Below are 12807 nucleotides of genomic sequence, written 5' to 3'. Positions count from 1 at the left end.
TCTGCCGGCGTCATGGTGATGAGAGCGCGCAGCGATCAGGCGTACTCGTCGAGCAGGCCGCGGCTACGTACAGTCACAGGGGCGACCGAGGCCTGCGCGGTCGCGCGCCCATTTCCAAACGCATCGCTACCGAAGGACTGCCCCTGCGAGCGCGGTGCGGCGCCCTGATCCTGCTGCTGGCCGGACTGCTGGCGCTGGCCGATGTCGGCGTTGCCCAGCTGCAGGCCCTGCTGGCCGAGCAGGTCGCGCAGGCGCGGCAGGCTGGCTTCCAAAGCCTGGCGCACATCGGCGTTGGCGCTGTGGAAGGCGGCATTGACCTGGGTGCCGTCCAGCTGGATGCGCACGTCGATCGGGCCGGCGTGCTCCGGGTTGAGGCGGATCTCGGCGTGGCCCAGCTTCTGCTCGGCCATCCACGCGATGCGCGTGCCGAAGCTGTCGTCGAAGCCGTCGTCCAACTGCGCCGGCATGCTCATCGGCGTGGCGGTCACGGCATTGGCGGTGAGCGGGCGATCCAGGCTCGGCGTGCCCTGGACCAGTCCGCCGAAGCTCAGCGCGTCGGACCTGTCGTCCTTGCTGTCCGGCAGCGCGAAGCCGCTGGCGCCCTCGCGCTCCAGCGCGGCGCCGACCGCCAGTTTCAGCGCGTCGGCCGGGGCGGCAGTGGCGGCGGCCTTGGGGTCGAGCAGGGCGGCCAGCGCACCGGTCGAGACCAGGCCTGGCGACTGCTGCAGGGCACCGGCGGCGTTGCCGGCGATCAGCGCGGCGGTCACGCCCTTGGTGGCGCTGCTGGCACTGCCATCCGCCGTCGGCAGCGTCGCCGCGTCGGTCAGCGGCTGGGCCGGCGCGGTGAACGCGACGCCGGTGGCGAGCGACGGCTGGGCGTCGCCGGTGGGCGCGGGCGCAGGAGCGGTCGCGGCTGCGGCCGCGGGCGTGGCAGCGGTGGACGCAGCGTTGGCGCCGACGGCATTGCCGGCGAGTAGCGCCGGATTCACGGCCCTGGCCGCGCCGGTGACGCTGGCGTCCGCCGCCGGCAGCATGGGCGCGTTGGCCGCCGGCGTGACCGGCGCGGTGATGGCCAGGCTGCCGGCCAGCAGGGCGAGCAGCTGCTGCGGATCGCTCGACGACACGGGCGCGGCCTGGGCGTCGTCCTTGCCGGCGGTCGTGGACCTAGCCAGCGGCGCCGGGACGCTGTCTGCGATCTCGGGCGTCAGCGCGGCCTGCATCGACTGCGTGGCATCCGGGATGGCCGCTTCGGGGTCCGCGCCGCGGCGGATCTGGTGCGCGGCGGCCGCGAGCCCGGCGGCGCCGGCATTGGCGGCAGGCAGCGGAAGCGTGGCATTGGCGGGGTTGGGCTGCATGGTGTCGCTCCCGCCGGCGGGCGGCGTGGTGCTCCCGGCCGCCGGCGCGGCGGCGGCGCTGGGGTTGGCGGGCTGCGAAGAGGTAGCATTGGCGGGAGCGCCTTGCGCCGCAGCGCCGGCACCGGCCGCCGGCGTGGCGCTCCCGGTCGCGGCAGTGGCCGCGCTGGCGGCGAAATCGGCATAGCTGCGGCCGTCGCCGGCCGTCGCCGCCGAAGCGGCCGGTGAGGCTGGCGCACCCGGCGAGGCCAGGCCCGCGCCGCTCAAGAACGCTGCGCCCCCGGCGATCACGCGCCTTCTCCTTCGGCCTGCAGCGCGGCGGCCCGCGCGGCGACGCCGCGGTTGCCGATCTCGTCCAGCTCGCGCTGGGCCTTGGACTGCTGCACCTGCGCCTCCTGGGCGCGGTAGCTGTCGGCGAGTTTCTCCAGCACCAGGGTCTCGCGGCTGGCCAGCAGCAGGCGCGCGCGTTCGACGTCGGTGACCTGCTGGCTCTGGCTGACGATGCCGGCCTGCTGCACGACCGCGGCATTGAGCCGTTCGCGGAAGGCGACGCGGTTGACCAGCAGCGCCGGCGACATGGTGGCGTTGGCCGGCGAGGCGGCGTACTCCTCGGCGTAGCGGCGCAGCGCGTCCAGGCGCTCCTGCTGTTCGTGCACGACGCGCTCGCGCTCGGCCACCGCGCGGGCGGCGTCGTCCTGGCGCTGCTGGGTCACCTTGATCAGCGGTTCGAGGCGTTGTGAGCGCATGGGGGCGTTCTCTTACGTGGATTGCGAGGGGGGGAGCAGCGGTTACTGCTTGAGCGGGAAAGGCTGGCCGGGCGTGTCGTCCAGCAGGCGATGCAGCGACTGCCGGCTGGCCTGCACGTCGGAGGCTTCGCGCACGTCCTGGCCGAGGAAGTTCTGGATCGCCGGCCAGCGCGCCATCGCCTCGTCGACGTTGGGATCGCTGCCGCGCTGGTAGGCGCCGATGGCGATCAGGTCGCGCTGCGCCGAGTAAGCGGCCATCAGGCGCTTGAGCTTGCGGATGTGCTCGCGCCACGGCGCGTCGGTGATGTCCTGCATCACGCGGCTGACCGACTGCTCGATGTCGATGGCCGGGTACTGGCCGGCGTCGGCGATGCGGCGGGTCAGCACGATGTGGCCGTCCAGGATCGCGCGCGAGGCATCGGCGATCGGCTCCTGCTGGTCGTCGCCCTCGGTCAGCACGGTGTAGAAGGCGGTGATCGAGCCGCGCCCGTCGGCGCCCATGCCGGCGCGCTCGACCAGCGCCGGCAGCTTGGCGAACACGCTGGGCGGATAGCCGCGCGTGGTCGGCGGCTCGCCCACCGACAGGCCGATCTCGCGCTGGGCCTGGGCGAAGCGGGTCAGCGAATCCATCAGCAGCAGCACGTGCAGGCCCTGATCGCGATACCACTCGGCGATCGCGGTGGCACGCAGCGCGCCGTGCAGGCGCGCCAGCGGCGGCCGGTCGGCCGGCGCGGCCACCACGACCGCGCGGCGCAGGCCGTCCTCGCCGAGAGTGGCCTCGACGAAATCGCGCACTTCGCGGCCGCGTTCGCCGATCAGGCCCACGACGATGACATCGGCCGAGGTGTAGCGGGTCATCATGCCCAGCAGCGTCGACTTGCCCACGCCCGAGCCGGCGAACAGGCCCACGCGCTGGCCGCGGCCGATGGGCAGCATGGCGTTGATGGCGCGCACGCCGACATCGAGCGATTCGACGATGGGCTGGCGCGAGAGCGGATTGATCGGCACGCCGGCCAGGGCGACATAGCCTTCGGCGCGGATCGGGCCCTTGCCGTCCAGCGGCGCGCCGTCGTTGTCGATCACCCGGCCCAGCAGGCCTTCGCCCACCGCGACCTCGCCCTTGGTGCGGGTGGCGATGACGCGCGCATTGGGCAGCAGGCCCTGCAGGTCGCCGGTCGGCATCAGGAAGGTGCGCTCGCCGGAGAAGCCGACCACCTCGGCATCGACCCAGCGCCCGCCGGAGGTGGCCACGCGGCAGCGCGAGCCCATCGGCGCGCTGCAGCCGGAGGCTTCCAGGGTCAGGCCCACCGCGCGGCGCAGCACGCCCTCGCGCACCAGGCCCATCGATTCGTTGGCCGGATCGGCCTGGCGCAGCCGCTGCGCCAGGCGCAGATTGCGGGCGCCTTGCAGGCCATCGGTCACGGCGTCGTGGGGCAGGGCGTTCATGGCGCGGGCGCATGTCCTTCGCCGGACGCCAGGGTGGCCTCCAGCACCGACTGCAGCCGTGCATGAAGCGTGCCGTCGATGCGCACGCCCTCGCTGTTGAGGCGCAGCTCGCCGCGGCCCAGGCCGGCGTCGGCGGTCAGGCGTACGCCGCTCAGGCCCGCCAGATGCGGGGCCAGCACGCCGAAGTCGTCCGGGTGCAGGCGCAGTTCCAGTTCGCGGCTACCGCTGCCGACCGCGTCGATCGCCTCCCGCACCAGGTCGGCCAGCAGGCTGGGATCGGCGGCATAGGCGCGGCCGACCAGCACGCCGGCGATGCGCGTGGCCAGGTCGGCCAGCGCGTCGGCCACTTCGCCATCCAGGCGCGCCAGCGGCCGGGTGAAGCCGTCCAGCACGGCCTGGATCTGTTCGATGCGGCGCTGGATCTCGGCCTGGCCCGCGGCCAGTCCCGCCGCGTAGCCGGCGGCGTGGCCTTCGGCCTGGGCGTCGCTGCGGATCTGGTCGATCTGCGCGGCGGTCGGCGGCTTGGGCAGCTCGGGCGCATCGCGGCGCGGGCCCAGGCCTGGGGCGGTCCAGCGCACCGCGTCGGCGGCCGGGGCGAAGGCGTCGATCACACCAGCGCCTCGCTGCGGGTGCTGATGGAGATGTCACCGGCCTCGGCCATCTTGCGCACCTGGTCCAGGATGTCCTTCTGCGCGGCCTCCACTTCGGCCAGGCGCACCGGGCCGCGCGCCTCCATGTCGTCGAGCAGGATCTCGGCGGCGCGCTGGGACATGTTCTTGGTGATCTTCTCGCGCACGCGCACATCGGCGCCGCGCATAGCCAGGGCCAGCTTGTCGGTGGAGACCTCGCGCAGGATCGCCTGCATGGTGCGGTCGTCCAGATTGGCCAGGTTGTCGAACACGAACATCAGATCGCGGATCTCGGTGCCCAGCCCGTCGTCGACCGCGGCGATGGCCTTGAGCAGGGACTCGTCCTGGCCGGCCTCGACGAAGTTGAGGATGTTGGCGGCCACCTTGGCCCCGCCGATGGCCGAGGGCTTGCCCTGGCTGCCGCTGAACTGGCGGGCCATGACATCGTTGAGTTCGGCCAGCGCATGCGGCGGGATGCCGTCCAGCGTGGCGATGCGCACCAGCAGATCGCCGTGCAGCTCGGCCGGGATGTGCTTGAGCACCTCGGCGGCCTGGTCGCCTTCCAGATGCGCCATGACGATGGCGATGATCTGCGGGTGCTCGTTGCGCACCAGCTGGGCGATGGCCTTGGGCTCCATCCACTTCAGCGCTTCCAGGCCCGGCGTGTTGCGCCCGGACAGGATGCGGTCGATCAGGCCGCTGGCGCGCTCCTCGCCCAGGGCCTGCATGAGCACCGCGCGCACGTACTCGTCGGCGCCGTCGCCGATCTTGGCCGGCTGCTCCAGGGTGTCGACGAACCGGGCGATCACCTGCTGCACCAGCGAATGCGGGATATCGCCGACGCTGGCCATGGCCACGCCGAGCTTCTGCACTTCCTTGGCCTCCATGTGCTTGAGCACCTCGGCGGCCTGGGCCTCGCCCAGCGACAGCAGCACCACGGCCGCGCGCTGGGTGCCGGTCAGCGGCGCATCCTGATCAGCCATCGGAGTTCACCATCTCGCGCACGACCTGGGCCACGCGCTTGGGATCGGTGCTGGCCACCTCGCGTGCGGTCTGCAGCTTCTGCTCGAAGCCCGGCCCCGGCGGCAGCACCGGCTTGGGCGAATAGGCCGGCGAGAGCTTCACCGGCACCTCGTCGTCGTCGACCATCTCGGCGGTGACCGTGGGCATGACCTGGCCGCCAGCGCCGGCGGGCACCAGCGCGTTGCCGACGGCCACGCGCGGGGACAGCATGGCGCGGAAGGCCGGGCGCAGCACGAAGAAGATCAGCCCCAGCACGGCCAGCCCGCCCAGCACCATGCGCGCGATGTTGAGCGCACGCGGGTCCTGCCACAGCGGCAGCGCGTCCTGCGGCGTCTCCACCGCGGCCGGGGCGAACGGAGCATTGACCACCGAGACCACGTCGCCGCGCTGCTGGTCGTAGCCGATGGCCTGCTGCACCAGGGTCTCGATGCGCTTGAGTTCGCCGTCGTTGAGCGCGCGGGTGGCGGCCGGCTTGCCGGCGCTGGCGCTGCCGGCCGGCACGTTGTCCACCAGCACCGCGGCGGTGACGCGGCGGATGCGCGGGGTCGCCTGGCGGGTGTGGGTCAGGGTGCGGTCGATCTCGTAGTTGCGCACCGTGCTGCGCGTGCCCTGGTTGTTGCCGGCGTTGGCATTGGCCTGCTGCGGCGCGGCGCCGTTGGCCGGGTTGGCGCCGTTGGCGGGCGCGGCCGTGTTGTTGGCGTTGGGCGTGTTGCTGGCGCTGCCCGGGACGCCCTGGGCATTGGCGTTGGAGGCCGACAGGTTGCCCGACTCGCTCAGCTGCTCGCTGCGCACGATCGCCGGCTGCGGGCCATAGGTCTCGCTGGCCTGCTCGGTCTGGGCGAAGTCCATGTCCACGCTGACCTTGGCGCTGACCCGGCCCGGGCCGGTCATCGGCGCCAGCAGCTCCTCGATGCGCTGGACGTACAGGGCTTCCTGGCGACGCTGCTGTTCGAACTGCTTGGCGTTGACCGCCTCGGCGCTGTCCGGATCGTCCTGCGAGAGCAGGCGGCCGAACTGGTCGACCACGGTCACGTGCTCGGGCGACAGGTCGGGGACCGACGAGGCGACCAGGCGCTCGATCGCGTCGATCTGGTTCTGCTCCAGGGTCTGCCCGGCGCCCAGCTGCAGCACCACCGAGGCGCTGGCCGGCTCGTTCTGGCGGGTGAAGGCCGAGGGCTTGGGCATGGCCAGGTGCACGCGCGCCTCGCGTACCGGGCGCAGCTGGGCGATGGTGCGGGCCAGCTCGATCTCCATGGCGTGCTGGTAGCGCGCGTTCTCGACGAACTGGCTGGTGCCGAAGCCCTGGTCGCCCTGCAGCGACTCGAACCCGGCCGGACCGCTGCTGGTGATGCCGGCGCTGGCCATGGTCATGCGCGCCGCGCCGGCCTGGTCGGCCGGCACGGTCAGCGCTCCGGTGGCCGCGTCGAGCTTGAACGGGATCTGCGCGCCGCGCAGCGCCTCGGAGGCCTGCGCGGTGGACTTGGCGTCCAGCCCGGCCTGCACGGCCACGTAGTCCGGCTTCTGCGTCCAGAAGAACAGCCACAGCCCCAGCGCGATGGCCGCCGCGGCCAGGATGAAGACCGCCAGCTGGCGGACCACCGGGATGTCCTGGAAGCGACCGAGGTCGCGCAGCGCATTGGCGGCTTTGGGAAGGGCGGTGGCGCTCATGGGTGTCTGGGGCCGCAGGTCAGGAGTCGAAGGTCAGAGGATCAGGAGGCGCGGATCGCCGGTCAGGCGGGGAAAGCGAATGCGGTCTTGCACGAAACAAGCGCCGGGCGCGCAGGCGCTACACCGGCATGTTCATCACGTCCTGGTAGGCCTGCACCAGCCGGTTGCGGACTTCGACCGTGGCGCGGAAGGCGACCTGCGACTGCTGCATGGCCACCATCGTGCGGGCCAGGTCGGCGCGCGGATCGCCCAGTTCGAAGGCGGTCTGCATGGCGCTGGCGTTGGCCTGGGTCGCGCTGACGTTGTCGATGGCCTGGGACAGCAGCTGGCCGAAGCCGCCGGTGCCGGTCGGGTTGACCGCGTTGCTTCCCGCCACGCCGCCGACGTTGCCCAGGCCGTTCACGTCGATGGCGTTGCCGACGCCTTCGCGCGTGCGCAGCTCGTGCGCGCGGATCTGGGACAGGATCGAGGAGATGGCGTCGGTCATGGCCGTGTTGCCGTTGGGTTCTTGACGGGATCAGGCAAGACGCGTGCCATCCCCCAAGTCAGAAACCCGCCGCCACCGCGACGCCTTCGGCTTCGCGGTCGATGCCGTACTTGCGCAGCTTCTCCACCAGCGTGGTGCGGCGCAGGCCGAGCAGCGGTGCGGCATGGGCGACCACGCCACCGGTCTGCGCCAGCGCGGCGCGGATCAGGTCCAGCTCAATGCTGGCCATGTGGTGGCGCAGGTCGATGCCCGCGGCCGGTAGCACGGCCTCGCCGGCCGGCGCGGCAGGCGCCGGCATCGCCACCGCGGCAGCGGGAGCGGCCGCCTTGGCCACCGGCGTGGCGTTGACCAGCGCCGCCACCGCGCTCTGCGGCTGGGCGATCTGCTGCAGCGCCGGCGCGTCTTCCAGGCCTTCGCCCGGCGCGGCGCTGCGATAGCGCGCCGGCAGGTCGGCCGCGCGCACGGTGCCGGCCGGATGCAGCACCGACAGGCGCTCGATCAGGTTGGACAGCTCGCGCACGTTGCCGGGCCAGCGATGCCGGGCGAGGGTGGCGATGGCCTCGTCGGACAGGGTCACATGACCACGGCCGTTGTCGCGCAGCTGGCGGGTGATGGCGTCGACCAGCTCGGGCAGGTCCTCGATGCGCTCGCGCAGCGCCGGCATCTCGATGGGGAACACGTTGAGGCGGTAGAACAGGTCCTCGCGGAACTGGCCGGTGCCGATGCGCGCTTCCAGGTCGCGGTGGGTGGCGGCGATCACGCGCACGTCGCATTTGATGGTGGCCGTGCCGCCGACGCGCTCGAAGCAGCGCTCCTGCAGCACGCGCAGCAGCTTGACCTGCATCGGCAGGGACATGTCGCCGATCTCGTCCAGCAGCAGCGTGCCGCCCTCGGCCATCTCGAAGCGGCCCTTGCGCTGGGTCAGCGCGCCGGTGAAGGAGCCCTTCTCGTGACCGAACAGCTCGCTCTCCAGCAGGTCGGCCGGGATCGCGCCGCAGTTGACCGCCACAAACGGCTTGTCGCGACGCGAGGAGCGATCGTGCAGGGCGCGCGCGGCCACTTCCTTGCCGGTGCCCGACTCGCCCAGGATCAGCACGGTGGTGTCGTGCGGGGCGACCTGGTCGATCATGCGGTTGAGTTCGATCGCCGCCGCGCTGCGGCCGGTCGGGCCGGACTGGGCGCGGCCGACGCGGGCCTCGGCCTCGGCATGCTTGACCGCGGCCTTGGACAGCGCGTCCTGCAGCTGGGTGCGGCGCACCGGGAAGTCCAGCGGCCACACCGTCTGCCGATGCAGCGGCGCGCGCCAGGCCGCGTCCGGCGCGTGGCCGGGCAGCTCCAGCACCGGCGGGTGCAGCGGCTGGGTCGACAGCCAGCTGGTGAAGGTGACCAGCGCGGACGCCTCGACGTCGCCGACGATCACCGCCATCCAGTCGTTGGGACGCGCGCGGCCCAGGTCCAGGTCGGCGACCTCGGCGACGATGCGCGGGGTGTAGTCCATGAATTCCAGCAGCGTGGCCACGCGCTCGGCGCGGTCCATGTCCTGGTCGATGACGAGAATGCGGGCGGTGTTCATGTCAGGCGGCAACCGAAACGGAAGGACGGGACAGCTGGCGGGCTTTGGCCGGGCCGATGGCCAGCTGGTCGCGGTACTTGGCCACGGTGCGGCGCGCGATGCGCACGCCCTGGCGGGCCAGCAGGCTGGCGATGACGTCGTCGGCCAGCGGCGCGGTGCGGGGCTCTTCCTCGATCAGGCGCTTGACCATGGCGCGCACGGCGCTGCCGGAGACGTCGGCGCCTTCCAGGCGCACGGCGAACAGGCGCTTGAGTTCGATCGTGCCGCGCGGGGTCTGCATGTACTTGCCGGCGACGATGCGCGAGACGGTGGACTCGTGCACGCCGATGGCGTCGGCCACCTCGCGCAGGGTCAGCGGCAGGATGGCTTCCTCGCCCTGCTCCAGGAATCCGCGCTGGCGCTCGACCAGCAGCTGGGCGGTGCGCAGCAAGGTGTCGTTGCGCATGTTCAGGCCACGCACCAGCCAGCGCGCCTCGTCCAGCAGGCCACGCAGCACGGCGTTCTCGCCGCCGTTGCCGGCCAGGGCGCGCTCGCAGTGGGCGCTGATGCGCACGCGCGGGGTGGTGTAGCGACCCAGCGCCACGCGCCAGGCGCCGCCGGCGAACCAGGCCACCACGTCGGGCAGGATGTGGCTGTCCTCGGTCGTGGCCGGGGCCTCGACCGGATGGGCGCGCAGCGACAGCACCAGCGCCACCGCGGCGCGCACCTGGTCCAGGCTGGCCTGGGTGGCGGCGGCCAGCGCGGCATCGTCGTGCGCGGCCAGCAGGTCCAGGTGATCGGCCAGGATGCGCGCGGCCAGGGTGCGGGCCGGGCTGTCGGCCAGCGTGCGCAGCTGCGCGCGCAGGCACTCGGCCGGATCGGTGGCGGCCATGCCGGCCCATTCACCGTGCAGCAGGCGCTGGCGCACCAGCTGCAGCGCGTCCAGGTCGAACTGCTGCCCGCCTTCGGCCAGCAGCGCGTCCAGCGGCTGCTCCAGATAGCCGCGGTCGTCGCAGCGGTCCAGCCACCAGGCGGCCATGGTCAGGTCGGCGGCGTTCCAGCTCACCGCCAGCAGGGTCAGCAGGCGCACGCGCATGTCCGACGACTCGCCGGCGGCGATGCGCGCGGTGGCGTCTTCGTCCAGGGTGCCGCCGGCGTTGCCGGACAGGCCGGCCATGAACGCAGGCTCCGGCAGTTCGTCCCATGCGGCCGCTTCCAGCTGGGCCGCATCATCGGCTTCGAGCGTCTGCGCCTCGGCCTCGGGCTCGTCGGTTTCCAGCAGCGGGTTGCGCTCCAGGGTCTGGGCCAGCTCCAGCTCCAGCTGTTGGCTGGTGAGCTGCAGCAGGCGGATGGACTGGAGCAGTTGCGGCGTCAGGTTGACGCCTTGCGCCATCTTGGCGGTCAGGGTGCCTTTCACGTTGATCTCTCCGTGGCATCCGGCCCAGTGCCGGTGTGTGGAGCTATCGTGGAATTGACGCGCCGACTTCCGAATCGGGGCAAACCCTGTAGGGACTCAGGGTAATCCTGTCGTCTTGTAGGGGCATCCCCCACTTTGCGTCGTAAATCTGACGTGAAAGCCAGCTGAACGTAGAAAGTTGACCCAATGCGTCACGTGCGACACGGATCACAAGCCGGGTTTTTGGCGGACCGTGCGCCATGTGCCGACACCTTGCGGCAACGCACCCGGGCAAGGCGTCGAAAAGTGGTCGCCGATGCGCGGGCTGCGGAGCGTGTCAGCACGCGCCGTGCCACGAGGTGGCGACGGCCTTCCGACGCGCGATCAGGGGCGGTCGTGGTGGCGCATCGCCACGCGCAGCAGCTCGCTGGCGTTGCGGCAGCCCAGCGCCTCCATCATCCGCGCGCGATGGGTCTCCACGGTCTTGACGCTGATGCTGAGGTCGGCGGCGATCTGCTTGGTCGTCCGCCCGGCGCCGAGCGCGTCGAGGATCTCGCGCTGCCGGCGCGGCAGGCTCTCCACATCGCCCGGCTCGCGCGGGGCGCGATAGCCGCGCAGCTGCGGCGCGGACACCTGCGGACTGAGGAAGGTCCGGCCGGCTGCCGCGGCGCGCAGCGCGATCTCCAGTTCCGCCGGCGAGGAATCCTTGACCACATAGCCCAACGCGCCGCGCGTGAGCGCCTCGCGCACGTGCAGCACATCCTCGTGCATGGACAGCACCACGATGGCCACGTCGGGATGCAGCCGGCGCAGTTCGGCCAGCGCGTCGAATCCGGTGCGGCCCTTGAGCGAGAGGTCGAGCACCACGACATGGGGCAGCAGCTGCTTGGTGCGGATCACTACCTCGTCGGCGCTGGCGGCTTCGCCCACGATCTCGACGCCTTCCATGGCTTCCAGCAGGCGTCGCACGCCGGCTCGCACCAGCGCGTGGTCATCGCATATCAGGACGGACAGCACGCGCCGCTCCTTCGTTTTGTTTCCGTGTAACCCCCTGCGCGTGGCACCTTAACGAACCACGTCGCGGCTGAAAAGGGCTTGCATCACGTCGCAAGCATGCCTAGGTCCCACGCCGACGTTGCGCGATGTCACGTCGATGGATGCGGAACACGTGCCGTTCCAGCGCCGCCTCGAGCGCGGGCGAGCTCGGCGCGAAGGCCAGCCAGGCGCGCGTGCCGGCCGCGTCGGGCGCGGCGGCCACCACCTGCGCGGGCAGTACCAGCGGGGAAGGCAGCCAGTCCGAGGCGCCCACGCGGAAGACGCCCTGCGTGCCGGGTGGCACGGCCTGGTCCAGCACCAGTTCGACCCCGCGCGCCGACCAGCGCAGCGCGCGCTGTGCGTCCTGGGCGGCCTGTCCGCCGGCCAGGTCGGCCACCAGCAGGGTCAGCAGATCCAGCTTGGCCTCCAGGCGCAGCAGCGCCGGGTCGGGCGGCTGGTCCGGGTCGTCGCCGCGGCCGATGCCATCGTCGATCACCGCCAGCGCGCGCAGCAGCGACTCGGCCCGGCCGAGCAGTCCATCCACGGCCGACGGCGCCAGCGCCTGCGGCACGAAGGCCGCCGCGCGCGTCTCCTCCAGCGTCAGGATCTCGTCGAACAGCAGCGCGTGCGCCTGTTCGGGCGTCGCGGGCACGGGGTCGGTCATCGCGCGGACTCGGGGGACGAAGGCGGCAGGATGCCGCAAGTCGCGTGCAGGATGCGGATAGGACAGCGGCGGCGCGTCAGCTGCGCCGGCGCGGGGCGCTACTTCAGCGCACGCATCCAGGCATTGGCGCCGCGACGGCCGGCGCCGAGGCGGGCCAGTTCGGCGCTGGCGGCGTCGCGGCCGGCGCGCAGTTCGTCCATCAGCCGCTGGTAGTCGGCCAGCAGGGCCAGCCACGGGCCGCGGTCGGCGGTCTTCAGGTCGATCCGCGACAGCGCCAGGACCAGCTGGTGCTGGTAGCGGCTGAGCAGTTCGTCCGCCGCCTCCCAGGTCTCCAGGTGGATGGCGTGGCGGATCTGCTCGATCGGCAGCGCGGGCACCTGCGCCAGGGCCGACGGGGGCGGCTGCGCGATCTCCATCACGCGCCCTGCGGCGCGATCTGGCGCCAGGCGGCCTCGATCTCGCCCAGCAGGCCGTCCACTTCCTGCAGCGGGGCCAGGTCGTTGTTGAGGTTGGCGGCCAGCAGGCGGCGCTGGCAGTAGTCGTACAGCGCGGCCAGGCCCGCGGCGATCTCGCCGCCGGCGTCCATGTTCAACGAGCCGTTGAGCCCGCCGATGATGGCGCAGGTGTCGGTGATCGCATGCGCCTTGCGGGTGACGTCGCCGCGTTCGAGCGAGGCGATCGCCAGGCGGATGCGCTCGCGCGCGGTGGACAGCATGATCGCGATCAGCTGGTGCGGGCTGGCGTCCAGCGTCGCGCTGCTGGCGCCGGTCTGCTTGTACTGATTGGCTAGGCTGCGGGCATTCATGGCA

The 12807-nt window shown here is 72.3% G+C and carries 13 protein-coding genes; all 13 read right to left on the bottom strand.

Annotated features, from left to right (window positions below):
* Positions 1-35 precede the first annotated feature (35 nt).
* Entirely contained in the window at positions 36-1643 is a 1608-nt protein-coding gene (locus WFQ05_RS13445) for a flagellar hook-length control protein FliK (RefSeq protein ID WP_337054202.1), read from the bottom strand.
* Positions 1640-2098: a flagellar export protein FliJ gene (gene fliJ / locus WFQ05_RS13440; RefSeq protein WP_130515559.1), complete on the bottom strand. Its 459-nt coding sequence runs from the start codon at positions 2096-2098 to the stop codon at positions 1640-1642. The genes WFQ05_RS13445 and fliJ overlap by 4 nt, the downstream gene beginning before the upstream one ends.
* Positions 2099-2140: 42 nt before the next feature.
* Entirely contained in the window at positions 2141-3544 is a 1404-nt protein-coding gene (fliI, locus tag WFQ05_RS13435; protein WP_337054201.1) for a flagellar protein export ATPase FliI, read from the bottom strand.
* The gene (locus WFQ05_RS13430) at positions 3541-4155 is read right to left on the bottom strand and encodes a FliH/SctL family protein (RefSeq protein WP_130523217.1); all 615 of its coding nucleotides are present in this window, start codon (positions 4153-4155) and stop codon (positions 3541-3543) included. Before WFQ05_RS13430 ends, fliI begins: the two co-directional genes overlap by 4 nt.
* Positions 4152-5135, bottom strand: coding sequence for a flagellar motor switch protein FliG (gene fliG, locus WFQ05_RS13425; protein ID WP_165394586.1), 984 nt, complete (start codon positions 5133-5135; stop codon positions 4152-4154). The genes WFQ05_RS13430 and fliG overlap by 4 nt, the downstream gene beginning before the upstream one ends.
* Before the next feature lie 13 nt (positions 5136-5148).
* Complete coding sequence (gene fliF, locus WFQ05_RS13420; RefSeq protein ID WP_337054200.1) at positions 5149-6864, bottom strand: flagellar basal-body MS-ring/collar protein FliF; 1716 nt, start codon at positions 6862-6864, stop codon at positions 5149-5151.
* 118 nt (positions 6865-6982) lie between these two features.
* Positions 6983-7351, bottom strand: coding sequence for a flagellar hook-basal body complex protein FliE (gene fliE / locus WFQ05_RS13415; protein ID WP_337054199.1), 369 nt, complete (start codon positions 7349-7351; stop codon positions 6983-6985).
* Positions 7352-7409: 58 nt separating this feature from the next.
* Complete coding sequence (locus tag WFQ05_RS13410; RefSeq protein WP_286576647.1) at positions 7410-8924, bottom strand: sigma-54 dependent transcriptional regulator; 1515 nt, start codon at positions 8922-8924, stop codon at positions 7410-7412.
* Position 8925: 1 nt separating this feature from the next.
* Entirely contained in the window at positions 8926-10320 is a 1395-nt protein-coding gene (rpoN, locus tag WFQ05_RS13405) for an RNA polymerase factor sigma-54 (protein ID WP_337054198.1), read from the bottom strand.
* Between the two features lie 363 nt (positions 10321-10683).
* Entirely contained in the window at positions 10684-11313 is a 630-nt protein-coding gene (locus WFQ05_RS13400; RefSeq protein ID WP_130516209.1) for a response regulator transcription factor, read from the bottom strand.
* Positions 11314-11416: 103 nt separating this feature from the next.
* Complete coding sequence (locus WFQ05_RS13395) at positions 11417-11998, bottom strand: PilZ domain-containing protein (RefSeq protein ID WP_337054197.1); 582 nt, start codon at positions 11996-11998, stop codon at positions 11417-11419.
* Positions 11999-12096: 98 nt separating this feature from the next.
* Positions 12097-12414 (bottom strand): hypothetical protein, encoded by a 318-nt coding sequence (locus WFQ05_RS13390; RefSeq protein WP_337054196.1) that lies wholly within the window; start codon positions 12412-12414, stop codon positions 12097-12099.
* Entirely contained in the window at positions 12414-12803 is a 390-nt protein-coding gene (fliS, locus tag WFQ05_RS13385) for a flagellar export chaperone FliS (RefSeq protein ID WP_130523223.1), read from the bottom strand. The genes WFQ05_RS13390 and fliS overlap by 1 nt, the downstream gene beginning before the upstream one ends.
* Positions 12804-12807 lie beyond the last annotated feature (4 nt).

Source organism: Pseudoxanthomonas sp. USHLN014, assembly GCF_037153335.1.
Classification (GTDB): Bacteria; Pseudomonadota; Gammaproteobacteria; order Xanthomonadales; family Xanthomonadaceae; genus Pseudoxanthomonas_A; species Pseudoxanthomonas_A winnipegensis.
The sequence above is the reverse complement of the archived record's forward strand: the minus strand, read 5'-3'. Positions and strand labels throughout refer to the sequence as shown.

What these genes read in the sequence shown, in the direction of transcription:
- WFQ05_RS13395 (WP_337054197.1), bottom strand. Translation starts at nt 11,998, where the DNA reads ATGACCGACCCCGTGCCCGCGACGCCCGAACAGGCGCACGCGCTGCTG.
- WFQ05_RS13410 (WP_286576647.1), bottom strand. Translation starts at nt 8,924, where the DNA reads ATGAACACCGCCCGCATTCTCGTCATCGACCAGGACATGGACCGCGCC.
- fliS (WP_130523223.1), bottom strand. Translation starts at nt 12,803, where the DNA reads ATGAATGCCCGCAGCCTAGCCAATCAGTACAAGCAGACCGGCGCCAGC.
- fliI (WP_337054201.1), bottom strand. Translation starts at nt 3,544, where the DNA reads ATGAACGCCCTGCCCCACGACGCCGTGACCGATGGCCTGCAAGGCGCC.
- fliJ (WP_130515559.1), bottom strand. Translation starts at nt 2,098, where the DNA reads ATGCGCTCACAACGCCTCGAACCGCTGATCAAGGTGACCCAGCAGCGC.
- fliF (WP_337054200.1), bottom strand. Translation starts at nt 6,864, where the DNA reads ATGAGCGCCACCGCCCTTCCCAAAGCCGCCAATGCGCTGCGCGACCTC.
- WFQ05_RS13390 (WP_337054196.1), bottom strand. Translation starts at nt 12,414, where the DNA reads ATGGAGATCGCGCAGCCGCCCCCGTCGGCCCTGGCGCAGGTGCCCGCG.
- fliE (WP_337054199.1), bottom strand. Translation starts at nt 7,351, where the DNA reads ATGACCGACGCCATCTCCTCGATCCTGTCCCAGATCCGCGCGCACGAG.